This window comes from Rodentibacter sp. Ppn85, assembly GCF_001999335.1.
GTDB lineage: Bacteria > Pseudomonadota > Gammaproteobacteria > Enterobacterales > Pasteurellaceae > Rodentibacter.
Genome location: NZ_MLHS01000025.1, coordinates 13,738 through 36,174 on the forward strand (window position 1 = coordinate 13,738; position 22,437 = coordinate 36,174).

At 40.6% G+C, this 22,437-nt stretch carries 21 protein-coding genes; 14 read left to right on the forward strand and 7 right to left on the reverse strand.

Going from position 1 to position 22,437, the window contains the following annotated elements; all coding sequences use genetic code 11:
- Positions 1-82: 82 nt before the first annotated feature.
- Positions 83-2,776 (forward strand): preprotein translocase subunit SecA, encoded by a 2,694-nt coding sequence (gene secA / locus BKL51_RS05240; protein ID WP_077465685.1) that lies wholly within the window; start codon positions 83-85, stop codon positions 2,774-2,776.
- 61 nt (positions 2,777-2,837) lie between these two features.
- A complete protein-coding gene (gene mutT / locus BKL51_RS05245) occupies positions 2,838-3,257 on the forward strand; it encodes an 8-oxo-dGTP diphosphatase MutT (protein ID WP_077465686.1) in 420 nt (139 codons plus the stop codon).
- Here mutT and holA read toward each other — a convergent pair.
- The 7 genes from holA to BKL51_RS05280 form a co-directional block, all read right to left on the reverse strand.
- Positions 3,241-4,275, reverse strand: a complete 1,035-nt coding sequence (holA, locus tag BKL51_RS05250; RefSeq protein WP_077465687.1) for a DNA polymerase III subunit delta — start codon at positions 4,273-4,275, stop codon at positions 3,241-3,243. The genes mutT and holA overlap by 17 nt on opposite strands.
- Positions 4,275-4,778, reverse strand: a complete 504-nt coding sequence (gene lptE / locus BKL51_RS05255; protein WP_077465688.1) for an LPS assembly lipoprotein LptE — start codon at positions 4,776-4,778, stop codon at positions 4,275-4,277. Before lptE ends, holA begins: the two co-directional genes overlap by 1 nt.
- 57 nt (positions 4,779-4,835) lie before the next feature.
- Positions 4,836-7,424 (reverse strand): leucine--tRNA ligase, encoded by a 2,589-nt coding sequence (gene leuS / locus BKL51_RS05260; RefSeq protein WP_077465689.1) that lies wholly within the window; start codon positions 7,422-7,424, stop codon positions 4,836-4,838.
- A gap of 128 nt (positions 7,425-7,552) precedes the next feature.
- Positions 7,553-7,840 (reverse strand): DUF167 family protein YggU, encoded by a 288-nt coding sequence (gene yggU / locus BKL51_RS05265; RefSeq protein ID WP_077465690.1) that lies wholly within the window; start codon positions 7,838-7,840, stop codon positions 7,553-7,555.
- 66 nt (positions 7,841-7,906) lie between these two features.
- A complete protein-coding gene (locus tag BKL51_RS05270; protein ID WP_077465691.1) occupies positions 7,907-8,452 on the reverse strand; it encodes a YggT family protein in 546 nt (181 codons plus the stop codon).
- Complete coding sequence (gene corA, locus BKL51_RS05275) at positions 8,452-9,399, reverse strand: magnesium/cobalt transporter CorA (protein ID WP_077465692.1); 948 nt, start codon at positions 9,397-9,399, stop codon at positions 8,452-8,454. The genes BKL51_RS05270 and corA overlap by 1 nt, the downstream gene beginning before the upstream one ends.
- Positions 9,400-9,705: 306 nt before the next feature.
- The gene (locus BKL51_RS05280; RefSeq protein WP_077465693.1) at positions 9,706-10,305 is read right to left on the reverse strand and encodes a YajG family lipoprotein; all 600 of its coding nucleotides are present in this window, start codon (positions 10,303-10,305) and stop codon (positions 9,706-9,708) included.
- A gap of 93 nt (positions 10,306-10,398) precedes the next feature.
- Here BKL51_RS05280 and BKL51_RS05285 point away from each other — a divergent pair, with 93 nt between their 5' ends.
- The 12 genes from BKL51_RS05285 to BKL51_RS05340 all read left to right on the forward strand — a co-directional run bounded on the left by BKL51_RS05285 (position 10,399) and on the right by BKL51_RS05340 (position 22,340).
- Positions 10,399-10,710, forward strand: a complete 312-nt coding sequence (locus BKL51_RS05285) for a BolA family transcriptional regulator (protein ID WP_077465694.1) — start codon at positions 10,399-10,401, stop codon at positions 10,708-10,710.
- Positions 10,711-11,033: 323 nt separating this feature from the next.
- Positions 11,034-12,377: a Na(+)-translocating NADH-quinone reductase subunit A gene (locus tag BKL51_RS05290; protein WP_077465695.1), complete on the forward strand. Its 1,344-nt coding sequence runs from the start codon at positions 11,034-11,036 to the stop codon at positions 12,375-12,377.
- 2 nt (positions 12,378-12,379) lie between these two features.
- Complete coding sequence (locus tag BKL51_RS05295) at positions 12,380-13,615, forward strand: NADH:ubiquinone reductase (Na(+)-transporting) subunit B (RefSeq protein ID WP_077465696.1); 1,236 nt, start codon at positions 12,380-12,382, stop codon at positions 13,613-13,615.
- Positions 13,608-14,342: a Na(+)-translocating NADH-quinone reductase subunit C gene (locus BKL51_RS05300; RefSeq protein ID WP_077465697.1), complete on the forward strand. Its 735-nt coding sequence runs from the start codon at positions 13,608-13,610 to the stop codon at positions 14,340-14,342. Before BKL51_RS05295 ends, BKL51_RS05300 begins: the two co-directional genes overlap by 8 nt.
- Positions 14,342-14,968: an NADH:ubiquinone reductase (Na(+)-transporting) subunit D gene (locus BKL51_RS05305; protein ID WP_077465698.1), complete on the forward strand. Its 627-nt coding sequence runs from the start codon at positions 14,342-14,344 to the stop codon at positions 14,966-14,968. The genes BKL51_RS05300 and BKL51_RS05305 overlap by 1 nt, the downstream gene beginning before the upstream one ends.
- Before the next feature lie 3 nt (positions 14,969-14,971).
- The gene (gene nqrE / locus BKL51_RS05310; protein WP_018356313.1) at positions 14,972-15,568 is read left to right on the forward strand and encodes an NADH:ubiquinone reductase (Na(+)-transporting) subunit E; all 597 of its coding nucleotides are present in this window, start codon (positions 14,972-14,974) and stop codon (positions 15,566-15,568) included.
- A 12-nt stretch (positions 15,569-15,580) separates the two neighbouring features.
- A complete protein-coding gene (gene nqrF, locus BKL51_RS05315; RefSeq protein WP_077465699.1) occupies positions 15,581-16,816 on the forward strand; it encodes an NADH:ubiquinone reductase (Na(+)-transporting) subunit F in 1,236 nt (411 codons plus the stop codon).
- Between the two features lie 167 nt (positions 16,817-16,983).
- Complete coding sequence (locus BKL51_RS05320) at positions 16,984-18,024, forward strand: FAD:protein FMN transferase (RefSeq protein ID WP_077465700.1); 1,041 nt, start codon at positions 16,984-16,986, stop codon at positions 18,022-18,024.
- Positions 18,025-18,026: 2 nt separating this feature from the next.
- Positions 18,027-18,287, forward strand: coding sequence for a (Na+)-NQR maturation NqrM (nqrM, locus tag BKL51_RS05325; protein ID WP_077465701.1), 261 nt, complete (start codon positions 18,027-18,029; stop codon positions 18,285-18,287).
- Complete coding sequence (locus BKL51_RS05330) at positions 18,288-18,842, forward strand: hypothetical protein (protein WP_077465702.1); 555 nt, start codon at positions 18,288-18,290, stop codon at positions 18,840-18,842.
- Between the two features lie 54 nt (positions 18,843-18,896).
- Positions 18,897-20,048 carry a tRNA 2-thiouridine(34) synthase MnmA gene (mnmA, locus tag BKL51_RS05335; protein ID WP_077465703.1) on the forward strand — a complete coding sequence of 384 codons (1,152 nt, stop codon included), beginning with the start codon at positions 18,897-18,899 and terminating at the stop codon, positions 20,046-20,048.
- Between the two features lie 264 nt (positions 20,049-20,312).
- Positions 20,313-22,340, forward strand: a complete 2,028-nt coding sequence (locus BKL51_RS05340; RefSeq protein WP_077465704.1) for a BCCT family transporter — start codon at positions 20,313-20,315, stop codon at positions 22,338-22,340.
- Positions 22,341-22,437: the final 97 nt, after the last annotated feature.

The following is a 22,437-nucleotide window of genomic DNA, read 5'->3' on the forward strand; positions in this document are numbered from 1 at the left end:
TCGTATCGGAGCATTGTGATATGCGAAATTTGACAATTTCATATGTTAATTATTTTAACCTATTATTTTTAAAAGAAAAATTATGAGTATTTTAACAAAAATCTTTGGTAGTCGTAACGACCGTATTTTGCGTAAACTTAAAAAACAAGTTATCAAAATTAATAAATTAGAACCGGAATTTGAAGCCCTAAACGATGAGCAACTTCGTGCTAAAACCGATGAATTTCGTACTCGTTTAAATGCCGGGGAAACACTACAAGATATTTTACCGGAGGCTTTTGCCACTGTGCGTGAGGCGAGTAAACGTGTGCTAGGGATGCGTCATTTTGATGTGCAGCTTATTGGCGGTATAGTGTTAACGAACCGTTGTATTGCCGAGATGCGTACAGGTGAAGGGAAAACTTTGACTGCAACCTTACCTTGTTATCTTATCGCTCTGGAAGGCAAAGGAGTGCATGTAGTTACCGTGAATGATTACTTAGCACGTCGAGATGCGGAAACCAACCGACCGTTATTTGAATTTTTGGGGATGAGCGTCGGGGTGAATATTCCGGGTTTACCACCGGAAGCAAAACGTGCCGCTTATGCAGCGGATATTACTTATGCCACTAATAGCGAACTCGGCTTTGACTATTTACGTGATAACTTAGCCCATTCAAAAGAAGAACGTTTCCAACGTACCTTAGGTTATGCATTGGTGGATGAAGTGGACTCCATTTTAATTGATGAAGCCCGTACGCCGCTGATTATTTCCGGCCAGGCAGAAGATAGTTCGGATCTTTATATTGCTGTTAATAAATTAATTCCGAGTTTGATTAAACAAGAAAAAGAAGATACCGAAGAATACCAAGGCGAAGGCGATTTTACCTTAGATCTTAAATCTAAACAGGCGCATCTAACCGAACGCGGACAGGAAAAAGTCGAAAATTGGTTGATAGCGCAAAGTTTAATGCCGGAGGGGGATTCACTCTATTCACCGGGGCGAATTGTTCTGTTGCATCATGTAATGGCGGCATTACGTGCACATACTTTGTTTGAACGTGATGTAGATTATATTGTAAAAGACGGTGAGATCGTGATCGTGGACGAACATACCGGTCGCACCATGGCCGGTCGCCGTTGGTCTGACGGTTTACACCAAGCAATTGAAGCTAAAGAAGGGGTGGAAATTAAGAGCGAAAACCAGACTGTCGCCTCTATTTCTTACCAAAACTACTTCCGTCTGTATGAAAAACTTGCTGGTATGACCGGTACGGCGGATACCGAAGCCTTTGAGTTTCAACAAATTTATGGTTTGGAAACCGTCGTGATCCCAACAAATCGCCCAATGATTCGTGATGATCGCACAGATTTAATGTTTGAAAATGAAGAATACAAATTTAATGCGATCATTGAGGACATTAAAGATTGTGTTGCACGCCAACAGCCTGTATTGGTGGGGACGATTTCTGTTGAAAAATCCGAAGAATTATCAAAAGCCTTAGATAAAGCGGGGATTAAACACAACGTACTAAACGCGAAATTCCATCAACAGGAAGCGGAAATTGTGGCGGAAGCCGGTTATCCGGGGGCGGTTACTATTGCAACCAATATGGCAGGGCGCGGTACGGATATTATTCTTGGCGGTAACTGGAAAGCACAGGCTGCCAAATTAGATAACCCGACTCAAGAACAACTCGATGCTTTAAAAGCGGAGTGGGATAAAAATCACGATATCGTGATGAAAGCCGGGGGATTGCATATTATCGGTACGGAACGTCACGAATCACGCCGTATTGACAACCAGTTGCGTGGTCGTTCCGGTCGTCAAGGCGACCCGGGCTCTTCCCGTTTCTATCTTTCTTTAGAAGACGGATTGATGCGCATTTACCTCAATGAAGGCAAGCTCAACTTAATGCGTAAGGCCTTCACTGTGCCGGGCGAAGCGATGGAATCCAAAATGCTGGCAAAAGTGATTGCTTCTGCGCAGGCGAAAGTGGAAGCCTTCCACTTTGACGGTCGTAAAAATTTACTTGAATACGATGATGTGGCAAATGACCAACGTCACGCCATTTATGAGCAACGTAATCACCTGTTGGATAATGATGATATTTCAGAGACCATCAAAGCAATTCGCCACGATGTATTCAATAATGTGATTGATCAATATATTCCGCCACAATCTTTGGAAGAACAATGGGATATTAAAGGGCTTGAAGAACACCTTGCACAAGAATTCGGTATGCAATTACCGATTGAGAAGTGGTTGGAAGAAGATAAGAATCTGCACGAAGAAAACTTGCGTGAGCGCGTGGTAGAAATCGCAGAAGAAGAATACAAAGAAAAAGAAGCGCTTGTCGGTGAAGAAGCTATGCGTCATTTTGAAAAAGGCGTGATGTTACAAACTTTGGATGAGCTTTGGAAAGAGCATTTAGCTGCGATGGATTATCTTCGTCAAGGAATTCATTTACGCGGTTATGCACAAAAAGATCCGAAACAAGAGTATAAAAAAGAATCTTTCCGTATGTTTACGGAAATGCTGGATTCTTTGAAACATCAGGTTATTACCACGCTCACACGTGTGCGTGTTCGTACTCAAGAGGAAGTTGAGGACGCCGAGCGTTTGCGTCAAGAAATGGCAGCACGTGAAACTCAGAGCCATAAACCGGTGGATGAGAATCGCTCGGCACAACAAGAGGATTATTCTGATCGCCATGTAGGACGAAATGAACTTTGCCCTTGCGGTTCGGGAAAAAAATATAAGCATTGTCATGGCAATCGTGCTAAATATAACTAATGACGCTCACTAAAAGTGCGGTTGTTTTGACCGCACTTTTTTCATACTTGGATCTGACAAAATGGAAAAACCAGTAATACAAGTTGCCGCCGGCATTATTCGTAATGAATTCGGACAGATTTATTTAACTCAACGCTTGGAAGGACAAGATTTTGCACAATCTCTCGAATTTCCGGGGGGTAAAGTGGATACCGGTGAAACGCCGGAACAGGCTTTAAAACGTGAATTAGAGGAAGAAATCGGGATCGTGGTATTAAATGCCGAACTGTATGAAAGATTTCGGTTTGAATATCCCGCTAAGATTATTTCGTTCTTTTTTTATGTTGTGGATGAATGGATTGGTGAGCCTTTTGGGCGTGAGGGGCAAGAGGGCTGTTGGATTGAACAACACTCGCTGGATGCAGGATTATTTCCACCGGCGAATGCAAAATTAATTCAACGTTTAATTGCAGAAAGCGATTTATCTACGAGCAAATTCTAACGGATAAATCCGCTAATTTTTCCCATACATTATCGCTAAATTCTTGTTTGGCAAGGCGTTCAATATCGGCTAATTCTTGGATAATCTCATACAGTTTTTGATAGGTTAATCGCTGTACCGCAGTTAAAAAGAGCGGTCGGCGATTTTGCCAAATTTTAAGGCGATCAAATTCCTGCTTAATTTGTTGAATAGGTAACGCCTCACTTATGCGAGTGGGTTGTTGAGGTTTTGTAAGCTCAAGTAGCGTCAATAGTTCACGTTGTAAAGTGCGAAGTAAAATAATAGGTTGAATCTCTTCCGCTTGCAAACCGCCTAAAATTCGTTTGGCTCGATTTACTTTACCGGCAAGAAGCGCATCAATCCATTGGAAAGGTGTAAATATAGAAGACTGCTCTACAACCTCAATGACTCGATTGTAATTAAGTTTGCGATCAGGATGAAGTAAATCCAGAAGCTGTAACGTTTGTTTTAGTGCAAGTAGATTATTTTCATAACTATAACAAAGCTGTTGAATGGCCTCACTGTCAGCCTCTAATCCCATCATTTGAACCCGATTTTTCACCCAACGGGGAAGATTTTCGATTGTTGGCGTTTGGCAGTTAATCAATATTGAATCTGGTTCATATTGATTAACGGCTAAAAACCAAGCCTGTTTCTCCATGGTTTTAGAAAGTTTTGCTATGCTGAGAACAAGTAAACTATCTTCAGTTAATAAAGCAATGAATGCTTGTAGATTTTTCTGCAAAGGGGCGGTTAAATTTTCTGGTAAATTGAGAACCAGCATTTGCTTATTAAAAAACAAGCCGATTGATTGGTTGGCTTCAATAAGTTTTCCCCAATCGGTTTGGTTATCAACTTGCATTGTGTTTTTTTCATCAAAGCCCTGTTGAACGGCAGTTTGATAAATAGTATCTTCACTTTCGCTGAGTAATAGCGGATCCTGCCCGACCAATAAATAAACTTTGGCTAGGCGTTGGCTAAGCTGATGGGCTAGTTGCTCAGGAAAAAGACGGTTCATTACTTACTTTTTACTTGGTGCTGTAATGCCACCATTTTGGTGATAAGCTGACGGGCGGCTTGATCGCGCATATCATTCCAAATCACATCACGTTCCGCCGCTTTTGCTAGTGCCGCCCGTGAGTTATCAAAGAAAGTGCGGTTTACTTTTGCACTGATTGGATAGGTTTCACCATTGGCTAAACGTACGCTGGCTTCTACTTCCAACATTAAGACTTTTTCTGCTTCACGACCACGTTTAAAGATGGAAGCAACTTGATTATCGCTGGTTTGTTTATTAATGCGTAGAACAGGTATATTTTGTGTCGGTTTAACAAGATTGACATTATTGATTTGTAATTGGCGGCGCATTGCTATTGACATCTCACTATAAGGATCGGCACTTTCAAAGGTTAGGGTTTGCAATTCTTGTGGAATTAATGCTCCATTTTGAAGATGCCATCCGCAGGCGGAAAGTACGCTAGCGGTTGTGATAAGAAAGAGTTTTTTAATTAATTTAATCATAAAAATTACCTATAAAATCAACCGCACTTCGGTAATAAGTGCGGCTATTTCTATGGATTATTGTGGTTTCACGACAATATTTAACAATTTACCCGGCACGTAAATCACTTTTACGATTTGTTGACCGTCAATGAATTTTTTCACATTCTCATCGGCAAAAGCCGTAGTTTTTACTGTTTCTTCATCGGCATTCGAGGCGACGGTAACTTTTCCACGCACCTTACCATTTACTTGTACAACAATGAGTTTTTCATCTTCCACCATTGCCGCTTCATCGGCTTTCACCCATTCTGCGGTATCGATGTTGTTTTTATTGCCCAAGGCATGCCATAATTCGAAGCAAATATGTGGTGTAATCGGATAAAGCATACGTACCACCGCACTTAATGCTTCCTCCATTACGGCGAGATCTTGCTCGGTTTCTAATGGCGCTTTAGTGAGTTTGTTCATCAACTCCATAATTGCCGCAATGGCAGTATTGAAAGTTTGGCGGCGGCCAATATCATCACTCACTTTTGCTATGGTTTTATGCACTTCACGGCGAAGGGCTTTTTGATCCGCTGAAAGTGCGGTCACATCTAACGCCGTTTTTGCAGGATTTTGTTGGTATTGATACACCAAGTTCCACACTCGCCCTAAGAAACGTTTCGCCCCTTCCACGCCCGATTCTTGCCATTCAAGGGTCATATCCGCAGGGGAAGCGAACATCATAAACAAGCGAACCGTATCCGCACCGTATTTTTCCACCATCTCTTGCGGATCGATACCGTTATTTTTCGATTTCGACATTTTGGTCATACCGGAATGTACAAGTTCACGTCCCTCAGGATCAGTCGCTTTAATAATACGACCTTTCTCATCACGCTCAAGGGTGACTTGCGTTGGGCTGACCCAGATACGTTCATTGGTCGGGCTGATGTAATAGAAGGCATCGGCAAGCACCATACCTTGACATAATAATTTGGTTGCCGGTTCATCGCTAGTTACAAACCCGGCATCACGCAAGAGTTTGTGGAAGAAACGGAAATATAACAAGTGCATGGTGGCGTGCTCAATACCGCCGATATATTGATCCACCGGTAACCAGTAATTCGCTTCCTCTTTGTCTAACATGGCTTCTGCAAATGTAGGGGAGGTGTAGCGTGCGTAATACCAAGAGGATTCCATAAAAGTATCAAAGGTATCTGTTTCTTTTAACGCCGGTGCATCATTAAAGGTGGTTTTTGCCCAGTTTGGATCCGCTTTAATCGGGCTTTTCACACCGTCCATCACGACATTTTCCGGTAGAATAATCGGTAAATCTTCCAACGGTGCGGGCACAACATCGCCGTTTTCAAGGGTAAGCATTGGAATTGGTGTGCCCCAATAACGTTGGCGGGATACGCCCCAGTCACGTAAGCGATAATTTACTTGGCGTTTACCCGTTCCTAATTTTTCAAGTTTATTTGCAATGCCGTTGAATGCACTGTCGAAATCTAATCCGTCAAATTCTGACGAATTGACTAAAACACCGTGCTCGGTGAAAGCTTCTTTGCTTAAATTAATTTCTTGATCGGCAAGCGGTGCAATAACTTGTTTTAACGGTAAACCGTATTTTTGCGCGAATTCATAGTCGCGTTGGTCGTGAGCAGGCACTGCCATTACTGCCCCCGTACCATAGTGCATTAATACGAAATTCGCCACCCAAATCGGTAATTTTTCACCGGTTAACGGGTGAATAGCAAACAAACCTGTCGCCATACCTTTTTTCTCCATAGTGGCAAGATCGGCTTCGGCAACTTTCGCATTTTTCGCTTCTTGAATGAATGCGGCCAGTTCGGGATTATCTTGTGCCGCAAGGCTTGCTAATGGGTGAGCGGCGGCAATACCTAAATAGCTCACACCATAGAAAGTATCGGGGCGGGTTGTGTAAACCGATAATTTTTTATCGGTTTCCGCTACATCAAAGGTAATTTCTACCCCTTCTGAACGACCGATCCAGTTTCGTTGCATGGTTTTCACCATATCCGGCCATTGCGGAAGGTTATCCAGCCCGCCTAATAACTGTTCGGCATAATCTGTGATTTTAATAAACCATTGTGGGATTTCTTTTTGTTCCACAGGCGTATCGCAACGCCAACAGCAACTGTCATGCACTTGCTCGTTGGCAAGTACCGTTTCATCATTCGGACACCAGTTTACGGTTGAGGTTTTTTTATACACTAAGCCTTTCTTGTAAAGCTCGGTAAAAAACCATTGTTCCCATTTGTAATATTCGGGTTTACAGGTCGCAATTTCGCGATCCCAATCATAACCAAAGCCCAACATTTTGAGCTGATTCTTCATATATTCAATGTTTTCGTATGTCCATTTTGCCGGTGCGGTTTTATGTTTAATCGCCGCCCCTTCCGCAGGCAAACCAAAGGCATCCCAACCAATCGGTTGTAACACATTTTTACCGTTCATACGTTGATAACGCGAAACCACATCACCAATCGTATAGTTACGCACATGTCCCATATGCAGACGGCCGGACGGATACGGGAACATAGAAAGACAATAATATTTCTCTTTATTTACATCTTTAACCGCTTTAAAGACTTTATTTTCTGCCCAATACTGTTGAACCTTAGGTTCAATCATATCGGGACGATATTGTTCTTGCATAAAATCACCTTAAATTTTGACCGCACTTTGGCGGGATTTTTACATGAGAAAATTGGTTCATAGAATATCGTAAAATGCCGTAAATTGGTAGGCTAAGAGGTGTAAAGTGCGGTCATTTTTTGCTTGTTTTATAACAAATTCTCGATTTCTTTCGGGATTAATTTAGGATCAGGAATCCAAATTTGTTTATGGCGATTTAATTCGCCTTTTTCCAACAGGAGACTGCTTTTCGGTACTTTGAAAATTTTGCTTAAGAATTTCAATAAATGTGCGTTTGCTTGTCCTTCTATAGGAGGGGCGGTAACGGTGATTTTGAGTTCTTCATTATGTATTCCAACAATTTGATCTTTGCTGGCTTTGGGTTGTAAAAAAATCTTTAAACGAATGCCGTCGGGCGTTTTTTCGATTGCTGACATAGATTAAATCTCATAAACAAAAGCCACGTAGAACGTGGCTGAAAACATATATTTTATGACCGCACTTTATCCTGCAATCGCCCAAAGCCCTTGTAGCATATCAATCATAAAGTTATTGATAAATAATAAGATAAATACGATCACCATTGGTGAAAAATCAATCACGCCGATAGTCGGTAAAATTTTTCTAACCGGGCGTAATAACGGCTCCGACAGTTGATAGAATGCGTAGAATATAGGATTGTTGCCACGATTAAACCAACTTGAAATCGCACCGATAAACAGCACATAGAAAATGGTCATTCCAATTGCTTTTAAAATGGTTAATATGCCTAAAATTACCATTACATCAATCGCCAATCCAAAGTAAAGTAAGGATTTTAATGCGCCGAGGATAAAGATCAGCAGGACGGCTGAAGTATCAATATTTTTGATGATCGGCATCATTTTACGAATGGGTTTAAGTACCGGTTCTGTAATTTTTACCACAAATTGTGAAAGGGGATTGTAGTAATCCACTCTAGCCAGTTGTAACCAAATGCGTAAAACCAAAATCAGTGCATAGAGGTTGATGATTGAGCCGACAAATAATGCGGTTTGTGATAATTCCATTATAGCCATCCTTTTCGTTTGAAATAAATATATGGTGTGAGTGCTGCGGCGATCATTAGGCCGATAGCCATTGGGTAACCGTATTTAAAATGGAGCTCCGGCATAAATTCAAAGTTCATTCCGTAAGTAGAGGCGACTAATGTTGCCGGTAGGAACATAACGGATACTACCGAGAAAAATTTCATAATTTTGTTCTGCTCAATATTAATGTAACCCATTGCCGCTTGCATGAGAAAGTTCACTTTTTGGAATAATGATTCGTTATGCGGTTGTAGGGATTCAATATCTCGTAGAATTTCTCGAGCCTGTTCCAGCTGATTTGCCGGTAAACGGGTTTTGCGTACTAAAAAACCGAGTGCGCGTTGGGTATCCATCAAGCATAGACGCACTTTAGAACTGGTATCCTCCTGTTCGGTGAGTGTATTTAAGGCTTCATCAAACGCTTCGCCTTGGGTACCGTTTAAAATCACTCGACTTAATTCTTCTAGGTCAGCATAAACATTTTCAATCACATCGGCAAGTTGTTCGATTTTGGTTTCAAATAAATCAAGTAACACTTCATAAGCATTAAATTCCAGTAAACGCTGACTACGGGATCGCATACGATATAAACGAAATGCGGGAAGTTCCCGATCTCGTAAGGTAAATAAACGACCATCGCGAATGGTAAACGCCACACTGGCAAGATCCGCATAGTTATTTTCATCTTCACAGTAAAAGAATGAGTGTAAATGTAGGCCGTCTTCGTCTTCAAAGAAACGGGCGGATGCTTCGATATCTTCTAATTCAAGAAAAGAGGCAAGGCTTTGACCCAAGTTGTCTTGTAGCGTTTCACGCTCTTCGCCGGTAGGTTCAAGCAAATCAAGCCAGATTGCGCTGTTGAGATCGGTTTGATTTTCATCAATCCGAAATAGACGGGAATCGTTGATAGTAAAAGCATTGATCATTTCATACTCCTTTTGGGATTATGAACAGTTAACCGTGAACAAAAGAATGTCAAACGAATAAAAGTGCGGTTAAAAATTGCGGTATTTTCGTTTGGTGTTAAGGATGCCGAAATCGGTAAATCTATCGACGAACTCTCGCCGGTAGCCGTTTTGGCATGTGCGGGAGTCTAAAGCGATATTCGGTATCGACTATGACTGTCCAAAGTGTGTGTCCTTCTCGTTAAAAAATCGGGCGAATGTTACGCTTGAAAGGGGGATTCGTCAAGTTTTTATGGAAAAAAATGGGGCAAAATGCCCCAAATAGGATTAGCGGGTATATTGATTGATTGCCGTAGCGACTTCTTGATCTTGGTAGATATTATTAACTATATCTTTGAAAGTTTCGCCAAGCACTTTTTGGATTTCGTCGTTGCCGGCGTTAAATGCGCCGGATTGTGAACGGCTGACATTAAAGTCTTTGTTATATTTTCCGCCGGCAGCCTGCACATGTACGGTAACTTGAATTTTACTGTTTAGGTTGTAATGTAAATTTCCTTGATCCACCTGAGTGAAAAAATCTTTTATTTCAACGGTTACACCTGCATTTGAATTATTTACCTGTCCGATACGGAAACCCTTGCTAACCAGATTTTGTTGCATCACCTGTTGGAATAATTGAGTAACATTCGGCGAAGCATTGAGTTTCACCAATTCTCCGTTTTTTACGTAACTGGCGACCTCTTGTTTTGAACGGGAATCGTTTGTCGTGACATAAACAACGGCAGATTGATTGACAGTCATAGATGCACTTGGCACAGGAGGTGTGAATATTAATGTATTGGATTGAGCTTGGCAGCCGGCAAGAAATATTGTCGCAACAGTGAGGGCGGTAAAAGATAATATTTTGATTTTATTCGAGAGTTTCATAATTTCCTCAATTAAGCGGGTTAATTTATGCTATTCTTGCAGACTTAATCGCGGATGTATAGCCTTTCAACAAAATTTTATTGGAGATTAATCATGTCAAAGCAACAAGAATTATTGGATAAAATAAACTCTGAATTTCAACCGCACTTTGCAACGGTAGAAAATGAAAGTCATATGCATAGCTCCGGTCGCGGTGCAAATTCTCATTTTAAATTGGTCATTGTGAGTGATGTTTTTGATGGAATGAGTAAGGTTAAACGACATCAAAAGGTATATCAATTATTTGCTGACGATCTAAAAAACGGTATTCATGCCTTAGCGCTTCATCTTTATACAAAAAAAGAATGGGAAGAGCGCGGCGAGGTATTTCCAAATTCACCAAACTGTGTCGGAGTTGGATTGTAATTTGATTGTTTCCCGTCCATAACTCTTTGTGTGTATCTTGCAAAAAGTTCACAATTTTTTCACAAAAAGTGTGGGTTAAAGTGGAATGAAACGCAGATTTTAGCTAGAATAAGTCGTTTTAATTTTTATATTTTCAATTTTTTGATGTTGTAAAAGCTCGCTTGCTTTGTCAAAAAATTAAACCAATTTGAGTTTTTTTAATTATGTGTCAGCTGTTAATGCTTTGATTTTTGAGCATTCTCTGTCACGCTCAAACACGAGATTGCATTTAACCTCGTTTATTTGCAGTCGTATTTTTAACCTTGAAAAGTAGTGCAAACAGTATGATTACAATTAAGAAAGGCTTGGATCTTCCTATTGCAGGAAAACCGGCACAAGTAATCCACAGCGGTAACGTTGTGAATCAAGTTGCGATTCTTGGTGAGGAGTATGTGGGGATGCGTCCTTCTATGAAGGTACGCGAAGGTGATGTTGTTAAGAAAGGACAAGTGCTTTTTGAAGACAAGAAAAATCCCGGTGTGATTTTCACAGCCCCAGCAAGCGGTACTATCACAGCAATAAATCGTGGCGAAAAACGTGTATTACAATCTGTGGTAATTAATGTGGAAGGCGATGAACAAATCACTTTCGCAAAATATAATGCAGATGAGCTCAATACGCTTTCTTCCGAACAAGTAAAACAACATCTTGTGGAATCGGGTTTATGGACCGCATTACGTACGCGTCCTTTCAGCAAAATTCCTATGATTGAAAGCGAACCTTCTTCTATCTTTGTAAATGCGATGGATACTAATCCTCTCGCGACCAATCCTGAAGTCGTATTAAAAGAGCATTGGCAAGATTTCATCAACGGTTTAACCGTGTTAAGTCGTTTATTCCCAAGCAAGCCGTTACATCTATGTAAGGCGGGCGACACGAATATTCCGACCGTGGATTTATCAAATCTTCAAATTCATGACTTCGGCGGGGTACATCCGGCAGGTCTGGTGGGAACGCATATTCACTTTATTGATCCCGTTGGAGCGCGTAAAACCGTATGGCATATTAATTATCAAGATGTCATTGCTATCGGTAAATTATTCACAACCGGCGAGCTTTATGTTGAGAGAGTGATTTCCCTTGCTGGTCCTCAAGTGAAAAATCCGCGTCTGATCCGTACCGTAATTGGCGCAAATCTTTCACAATTGGTGCAAGACGAGCTAAGTGCGGGTGAAAATCGTGTGATTTCCGGTTCTGTGCTATGCGGTAATACAGCGAAAGGCGCACATGACTATTTAGGTCGTTACGCATTACAGGTTTCGGTTATTGCGGAAGGTAATGAAAAAGAGTTCTTTGGTTGGATTACACCGCAACCTAACAAATATTCGATTACCCGTACCGTATTAGGGCACTTTGGTAAAAAATTATTCAATTTTACCACGGCGGAAAATGGCGGTGAGCGTGCGATGGTACCAATCGGTAACTATGAGCGTGTTATGCCGTTGGATATTTTACCAACATTATTGCTACGTGATTTAATTGCCGGTGATACCGATGGTGCTCAAGCATTAGGTTGTTTAGAGTTAGATGAAGAAGATTTGGCGCTTTGTTCATTTGTTTGCCCTGGCAAATATGAATACGGTTCCATCTTACGTCAAGCTTTAGAAAAGATTGAGAAGGAAGGTTAGAAATGGGTTTAAAAAATCTTTTAGAAAAAATGGAACCCGCGTTTTTACCGGGAGGTAAATACAGCAAGCTTTACCCGATCTTTGAATCGATTTATACCTTGCTTTATACGCCGGGTACGGTAACGCACAAAAACACACACGTACGTGATGCGTTAGATTCAAAACGTATGATGATCACCGTGTTCCTCGCATTATTTCCAGCGATTTTCTATGGTATGTACAATGTGGGTAATCAAGCGATCCCTGCGTTGAATCAATTAGGTAATTTAGAGCAATTAATTGCAAATGATTGGCACTATGCACTGGCAAACGGTTTAGGGGTGGATTTAACCTTAAATGCGGGTTGGGGTAGTAAAATGGCCTTAGGCGCAATTTTCTTCCTACCGATTTACTTGGTGGTATTTACCGTTTGTACGGTTTGGGAATTATTATTCTCTGTGGTACGTGGTCACGAAGTAAATGAAGGGATGTTTGTTTCTACTATTCTTTTCGCCTTAATCGTTCCTCCTACTTTACCACTATGGCAAGCGGCGCTCGGTATTAGTTTTGGTATTGTTGTGGCAAAAGAAATTTTCGGTGGCGTAGGTCGTAACTTTATGAACCCTGCACTTGCCGGTCGTGCTTTCCTATTTTTCGCTTATCCGGCACAAATTTCCGGCGATACCGTGTGGACTGCGGCGGATGGTTTCTCCGGAGCGACCGCACTTTCACAATGGTCACAAGCGGGTCAAGGTGCGTTGCAACATACGGTAACCGGTCAACCAATCTCTTGGATGGATGCGTTTATTGGTAATATCCCGGGTTCAATGGGAGAAGTTTCAACCCTAGCGATTTTAGTGGGTGGTGCAATCATCGTTTTCACCCGAATTGCCTCATGGCGTATTATTGCAGGGGTGATGATTGGTATGATTGCGACCTCAACATTGTTTAACCTAATTGGTTCTGAAACGAATCATATGTTCTCAATGCCTTGGCACTGGCATCTTGTGTTGGGTGGTTTTGCGCTAGGTATGGTGTTCATGGCAACGGATCCTGTTTCGGCATCGTTCACCAATACAGGTAAATGGTGGTATGGTGCTTTGATCGGTGTAATGGCGGTGTTAATTCGTACTGTAAATCCGGCTTATCCGGAAGGAATGATGCTAGCGATTCTGTTTGCAAACTTATTTGCACCAATTTTTGACTACATCGTTGTTCAAGCAAATATCAAACGTCGGAGAGCAAGAACAAATGGCTAAGTTTAATAAAGACAGTGTAGGCGGTACAATTCTTGTTGTGTTGCTACTGAGTTTAGTTTGTTCCATTATTGTTGCTGGTTCCGCAGTGATGTTAAAACCTGCACAAGAAGAACAAAAATTACTCGATAAACAAAAAAATATCCTAAATGTTGCAGGACTTTTACAAGACAAAACAAATGTAAAAGAAACCTATGCAAAATTTATTGAACCTCGTTTTATTGATTTGGCAACGGGAGATTATGTTCAGCAGCCTGATGATTCTCAAGAGGTGATTCCTGCCGAACAAGATAAGGCTAGAATCCGTACTCGTGGAAAAACAGCTGAAATTTATCTTGTGAAAGATGAACAAGGTCAAACTCAGCAGGTGATCTTACCGATTTACGGTACAGGCTTATGGTCTGTTATGTATGGTTTGGTTTCCGTTCAACCGGACGGCAATACTATTAATGGGATCACTTATTATCAACATGGTGAAACTCCGGGATTAGGCGGCGAGATTGAGAATCCGAACTGGTCCGGTTTATTTAAAGGTAAAAAACTTTTCAATGAACAGCATCAACCGGCTATTCACATTGTGAAAGGTCAAGCGCCAAAAGACGATCATAGTATCGATGGTTTATCCGGTGCAACCTTAACCGCTAAAGGTGTCCAAGGTACGTTTGATTACTGGTTCAGTGGAAATGGTTTTAGTAAATATCTTGAAAAACTTCAAGCAGGAGCGAACTAATGTCTGGAAAAACAAATTTAAAAGATCTGTTATTAGCTCCTGTTGCTAAAAACAATCCAATTGCTTTGCAAATCCTTGGGATCTGTTCTGCGTTAGCGGTCACAACGAAGTTAGAAACTGCATTTGTTATGGCGATTGCTGTAACTTTAGTAACGGGGTTATCAAACTTATTTGTTTCACTAATTCGTCACTATATTCCCAACAGTATTCGTATTATCGTGCAACTTGCGATTATCGCTTCATTGGTAATTGTCGTTGACCAAATACTAAAAGCCTATGCTTACGGTTTATCTAAACAGCTTTCGGTATTTGTCGGATTGATTATTACAAACTGTATCGTAATGGGGCGTGCAGAAGCTTTTGCAATGAAATCCCCTCCGCTTGAAAGTTTTGTAGACGGTATTGGTAACGGTTTAGGTTATGGCACAATGTTAATCATTGTTGCTTTCTTCCGTGAACTTATCGGGTCAGGTAAATTATTCGGTATAACTATTCTTGAAACTATTCAAAATGGTGGTTGGTACCAAGCAAACGGTTTATTCTTACTTGCACCAAGTGCATTCTTTATCATCGGATTTGTCATCTGGGGATTAAGAACTTGGAAACCGGAGCAACAGGAGAAATAATCAATGGAACATTACATTAGCCTATTTGTGAAGGCCGTCTTCATTGAAAATATGGCACTTTCTTTCTTCTTAGGGATGTGTACATTCTTGGCGGTATCAAAAAAGGTATCTACCGCTTTTGGTCTAGGGATTGCTGTAACCTTCGTATTGGGCGTTGCAGTACCGGTTAACCAATTAATTTATGCTAACATACTGAAAGAAAACGCATTAATTGAAGGTGTGGATTTATCATTCTTGAATTTCATCACCTTTATCGGTGTGATTGCAGGTTTAGTGCAAATTCTTGAGATGGTATTAGATAAATTTATGCCGTCTCTTTATAACGCATTAGGGATTTTCTTACCGCTTATCGCAGTAAACTGTGCGATTTTCGGTGGCGTATCCTTTATGGTTCAACGTGATTACAATTTCCCTGAGTCTATCGTATACGGTTTCGGTTCCGGTTTAGGTTGGATGCTTGCCATCGTTGCACTTGCCGGCTTAACGGAAAAAATGAAATATGCGGATATTCCGGGTGGTTTGAAAGGATTAGGTATTACTTTCATCACCGTTGGTTTAATGGCGTTGGGCTTTATGTCCTTCTCCGGTATTCAATTATAAGGAGTGTAATCAATGAGTGATTCAGTAATTCTTGCACTCGGTATTGCTGCATTTACGGTTATCGTATTGGTATTGGTAGCAATCATCTTATTTGCGAAATCAAAACTCGTGGATTCCGGGGACATTACAATCGGTATTAACGATGATTCTGAAAAGGCAATCACATTACCTGCCGGCGGCAAATTATTAGGTGCATTGGCAAGTAAAGGAATCTTTGTGTCTTCTGCTTGTGGTGGCGGTGGCTCCTGTGGTCAGTGTATCGTAAAAGTGAAAAGCGGCGGTGGAGAAATTCTCCCGACCGAACTTTCTCACATTAATAAACGTGAAGCTAAAGAAGGCTATCGTTTGGCTTGCCAAGTGAATGTGAAAGGCAATATGGATATTGAACTTCCTGAAGAAATCTTCGGGGTGAAAAAATGGGAATGTACCGTTATTTCTAACGATAACAAAGCGACTTTTATTAAAGAGCTTAAATTAGCGATTCCTGAAGGTGAAGAAGTTCCTTTCCGTGCGGGTGGTTATATCCAAATTGAAGCGGAACCTCACACCGTTCACTATAAAGACTTTGATATTCCTGAGGAATACCACGAAGACTGGGATAAATACGATTTATGGCGTTATGTGTCTAAAGTGGACGAGCATATCATTCGTGCTTATTCAATGGCTTCCTACCCGGAAGAGAAAGGCATTATTATGCTTAACGTACGTATTGCAACGCCTCCGCCACGTCAACCGGACGCCCCTCCAGGTCAAATGTCTTCTTACATTTGGTCATTAAAACCGGGCGATAAAGTGACAATTTCCGGTCCGTTTGGCGAATTCTTTGCCAAAGATACTGATGCGGAAATGGTCTTCATCGGTGGCGGTGCAGGTATGGCGCCAATGCGTTCGCATATTTTCGACCAGTTAAAACGTTTGCACTCTAAACGTAAAATCTCATTCTGGTATGGTGCGCGTTCTAAGCGTGAAATGTTCTATGTGGAAGATTTTGATACGCTTCAAGCGGAAAATCCAAACTTCACATGGCACGTGGCACTTTCCGATCCGTTACCGGAAGATAATTGGGACGGCTATACCGGTTTCATTCACAATGTACTTTATGAAAACTATCTGAAAAATCATGAAGCGCCGGAAGATTGTGAATACTATATGTGTGGTCCTCCGGTAATGAACGCCGCCGTCATCAAAATGTTGAAAGACTTAGGCGTTGAAGACGAAAATATCTTATTAGATGACTTCGGCGGTTGATTTTAACTAAATTCACTACAAAAATTGACCGCACTTTGTGATGAAGTGCGGTCAAAATTTAACGTGTTTTTAGGGGCGTATTGTGTACGCCCTTATTGTTATTTAGATTACAGGCAAGCTGATTGAAAAGTCAGTTTGCCTATAATTCATCTCGTTAGGAAAAATAAATGAAGAAAATATTGAGCGGACTTCTTGTTGTTGCTTTCGCTTGCTCACTAGCGGCTTGTAAGAAAGATTCCGAAGTGATCACGCTAAGTGGTAAAACTATGGGAACAACCTATCATATTAAATATATCGATGATGGCACGGTGAGTGAAAATTCACAAAAGACCCATGAGCAAATTGAGCACATTTTAAAAGATGTTAATGCCAAAATGTCCACTTATATCAAAGATTCGGAATTAAGCCGTTTTAACCAAAATACGCAAGTGAACACGCCTATTGAAATTTCGGCAGATTTTGCGAAAGTGTTGGCAGAGGCAATTCGATTACATCAAATCACGGAGGGTGCACTTGATGTTACCGTTGGACCTGTAGTCAACTTATGGGGGTTCGGCCCGGAAAAACGACCTGAACGCCGACCGACAGCGGGGCAACTTGCAGAGCGTCAAGCTTGGGTCGGGCTTGATAAAATCACACTTGATATGGGGGGGCAAACCCCAACATTAAGTAAATCGGTGCCACAAGTCTATATTGACCTTTCTTCCATTGCTAAAGGTTTTGGTGTGGATCAAGTTGCAGAGAAGTTAGAACAATTTAACGTGCAAAACTATATGGTGGAAATTGGGGGGGAGATTCGAGCGAAGGGAAAGAACGCAGAAGGGAAAGCTTGGCAAATTGCTATTGAAAAGCCTAATATGACGGGAGAAAGAGCGGTCGAAAATGTGATTGGTTTAAATAATATGGCACTGGCAACCTCCGGCGATTATCGTATTTATTTTGAAGAAAACGGTAAACGTTTTGCTCATGAAATTAATCCGAAAACCGGCTATCCGATTCAACATCATCTTGCTTCTATCACAGTGTTAGCACCAACATCTATGACTGCTGATGGTTTATCAACGGGATTATTTGTGCTTGGAGAAGAAAAAGCGCTTGAAGTAGCGGAGAAAAATGATCTTGCCGTTTATTTAATCATTAAAACGAAAAAAGGCTTTGAGACTAAAATGTCGTCAGCCTTTAAAAAATTAACAGAAACTAAGGAATAATTATGCAAACTTTATTCTTCACCCTTATCGCATTTGTGGCGATTATTTTACTGATGTCCATTGGCTTTATTATCAAAAAACAAAGCTTAAAAGGCAGTTGTGGCGGTTTATCCACTCTTGGGATTGCTAAAGCCTGCGATTGCGATAAACCTTGCGACACACTTCAATCAAAACTTGATGTAGGCGATGAGCAAGCCAAGGCAGAGTATGAACAAAAATTTGCGAAGAAAAATGATGATTCGTCATTTTATGAAGTGAAATAAATGAAACTATCAAAAGTTATTTATACTTTATTTTTATTTATGATTTCTTCTTTTTCTTTTGCCGGTCAATATCCGGCGAGAGTAAATGCGGATATTGCATTATATGAAAAGCCTGATTTTAATAAGCCGGTTATCCTAGTAAAAAAAGGTGCTTGGTTAAATACGATGCCAAAGTTGTTTGGTACAGAGATCCGTTATGGAGATGGGTGGGAGGGGCTCTATATCGCACCGCAAGATATCAAGAACTTAGTCGATAAAAAGCCACTAGTAGTAGAAAAAGGTATTTATGATGAAGACAATAAAAATATTGTCCCTATCAAAAAAGTATTAATCACAAAAGATACATTAATTTATGATAAATCCGTATTAAATCAATCTAATGATGAGATTTTATACACTAAAAGTCTTTTTATTCTTAAAGCGACAGATGTTCCCTGTGCAGTCTTTAACGAAGTTATTGGTAAATCAGGGAAAACATTCTATCGAATTTCTTTTAATGATGAAGTATCTTATATTTTAAAAGATGATACCTCAATTATTGAAACTCTTGAGTAATAAGAATTTTAAAAACCAATGTGCTTCGCCTTAACCGAAGTTACGGGAGAATTTATGTTAATTTCAAAAACTTATAATCAATATTTTCCTCAATTATCCCAAGAACAACTTGCAGAGAATAGCAAGAAGAAAGTGATTTGCGGTATGTCTGGTGGAGTAGATTCATCCGTTTCCGCATTTATACTTCAACAACAAGGCTACCAAGTGGAAGGCTTGTTTATGAAAAACTGGGAAGAAGATGACGATACGGATTATTGCACTGCCGCAGCCGATTTAGCCGATGCGCAAGCGGTGTGCGACAAGCTCGGCATTAAACTGCATAAAATCAATTTTGCCGCAGAATATTGGGATAACGTATTCGAGCATTTTTTAACGGAATACAAAGCCGGTCGCACACCAAATCCTGATATTTTGTGCAATAAAGAAATTAAATTTAAAGCGTTTTTAGACTATGCGGCAGAAGATCTCGGCGCAAATTATATCGCCACCGGGCATTATGTTCGCCGCACCGATGATGATAAGCACGCAAAATTATTACGTGGTTTGGATTCAAATAAAGATCAAAGTTACTTTTTATATACCTTGAGCCATCAACAAGTGGGACAAAGCCTTTTCCCCGTAGGTGAAATTGAAAAACCGATTGTGCGTGCCATTGCAGAAGATTTAGGTTTAATTACCGCGAAAAAGAAAGACTCAACGGGAATTTGTTTTATCGGGGAACGTAAATTCAAAGATTTCTTGGCGCGTTATTTACCGGCACAGCCCGGGGATATTCGTACGGTGGACGGCGAAGTGATTGGTCGTCACGATGGCTTGATGTACCATACTCTCGGTCAGCGTAAAGGTTTAGGTATTGGCGGTTTGAAAAATGCCGGTGAAGAAGCTTGGTATGTGGTGGATAAAAACGTGGAAAATAATGAATTGATTGTGGCTCAAGGGCATGATCATCCGCGTTTATTCTCCAAAGGATTAATCGCAAAACAACTTCACTGGGTGGATCGCCAACCGATTCGTGAATCGTTACGTTGCACAGTGAAAACCCGTTACCGCCAAACGGACATTCCTTGCGTCATTGAACCGATTGACGACGAAACAATTCGAGTTATTTTTGATGAACCTCAGGCAGCGGTTACACCGGGTCAATCTGCGGTATTTTACCTAAATGAAGTCTGCTTAGGCGGCGGTATTATTGAAACAAGAATTTAGTTTTTAAAAGTGCGGTGAAAAATTTCAGTATTTTCTACCGCACTTTTTTATAGTGAATTTCTACTAATTTGAAATAATTTTTAAATTTTCATATAATACCCGCAATTTTGGAAACAATCCTTCAATTTCTACTGAAAGTTTCCTTCAAAATCGCACCTCTATGTGCTGTCATTGTCGTGTATTTACTACACATTTTGTTACTTAATCATAATTTTAAATAAATCGAATTTTTAAATTTATCTACTTAATTTTAAGGAGAAAGCTTTGTCTTTATCTCAATTTGTGGAAAAGAGAACGTCATTTAATCCTTTTGTGATTGGATTGACCCTATTTTTTGTTTTGTTACTGGTGGTGATGATTTTGATCGCACCGAATCAAACTCAAGCATTATTAAACCAAGCGAAAGCGGGAATTTTTGCAAATTTTAGTTGGTTTTATGTATTGGCATTTTCAATTTTTTTAGGCTTTTTACTAATTTTATCTGTGAGTAGTTTGGGAAATATTAAACTCGGCAGTGATGAGGAAGAGCCTGAATTTAGTTTCCTGTCTTGGCTTGCGATGTTATTTGCCGCCGGTATGGGGGTGGGATTGATGTTCTTTGGGGTTGCCGAACCGTTAACCCATTATCTTTCGGATATTACTAGCGGAGTTGCGGAACATCGACAGCAAGAGGCATTGTTACATACTTTGTTCCATTGGGGCATTCATGCTTGGGCGGTATATGGCATGATTGCATTAGCCTTAGCTTATTTCGGTTTCCGTTATAAATTGCCGTTAGCATTACGCTCCTGTTTTTATCCGTTATTGAAAGATCGCATTAACGGAAAAATGGGGGATATCATCGATATTATGGCATTACTTGCCACCTTATTCGGCATTATCACCACACTAGGTTTTGGCGCGTCTCAATTAGGTGCGGGGCTACATCAAATGGGCTGGGTAAGTGAAAATAACTTTACATTGCAGGTGATGGTGATCATTGTCGTAATGAGCTTGGCGATTTTTTCAGCCATTTCGGGGGTCGGTAAAGGTGTAAAAATACTAAGTGAATTAAATTTAACACTGGCATTTTTATTACTCATTTTTGTATTAGTCAGCGGACCAACGCTTTATTTACTCTCGGCATTTAGTGATAACATCGGAACCTATCTCGGCAATTTAGTACAACTTAGTTTCAAAACCTATGTGTATGAGCAAGAACATACCGCTTGGTTTAGCGGATGGACGGTGCTTTATTGGGCGTGGTGGTGTTCATGGGCGCCTTTCGTGGGATTATTTATCGCCCGTATTTCCAGAGGTAGAACGATTCGCGAATTTATTTTTGGGGTATTGGTCATTCCGAGTTTATTCGGCATACTTTGGTTCACGATATTTGGTAATACCGCTATTTGGTTAAACGATGGAGAGGCGGCCGGAGTGTTGGGACAAATGATTTCATCACCGGAAACCTTATTGTTTAAGTTTCTTGATTATTTACCGTTACCTACTATTAGCGGCTTGGTGAGTTTGATCGTTATTTCGTTATTTTTTATCACTTCGGCGGATTCGGGAATTTATGTTTTAAACAATATTGCCTCTCGTGATAAAAGCCTTATTTCACCTAACTGGCAAACAGTGATGTGGGGAATGTTGATGTCCGTGGTTGCGATAGTTCTAATGCAATCAGGCGGTTTAGCAAACCTTCAGACCATGACATTAATGGTCGCATTGCCCTTTGCCGTATTGATGTTAATCATGTGTTTTAGCCTATGGAAAGGATTAAATGCGGATAAAAAATACTTTACAACAAAGGTTAATCCGACCAGTATTTTATGGACGGGTGAAAAATGGAAAGAACGTTTGGAACAAATGATGAACCAAACGCAGGAAAAGGATATTTTGCGTTTCTTAAAATACACGGCGTTGCCGGCAATGCGTGAATTACGCCAAGAACTTATCGGCAAATATAATTTAAACGTACAAATCAATACCTTATTTGATCAAGAAGAACCCGCAGTAGAATTAGTCATTCAAAAAGAATCGATGCGTGATTTTATGTATGGGATTAAATCCGTCGGGCGTGAGGTTTCCGAACAGCTAATTAACGATGAAAATCTTCCGCATATTCAGCATAGTACGACTTATGAACCATACACCTATTTCTTTGACGGGCGTGTCGGCTACGATGTGCAATATATGGATCAAGATGAATTGATTGCCGACATATTGAGACAATACGAGCGCTATTTAACTTTACTTGATGATGTCGGTCAGGAATTAATGGCTCACGAGCAAGTGGAGCTGGCAGAGTAGTGTGAGGGTTATGGAGTAAAATAATCAAAGTGCGGTTGTTTTTCGCCAGGTTTTACAACGGATAATCAGTTAAAACTTAATTGTTTAGGGAACATCA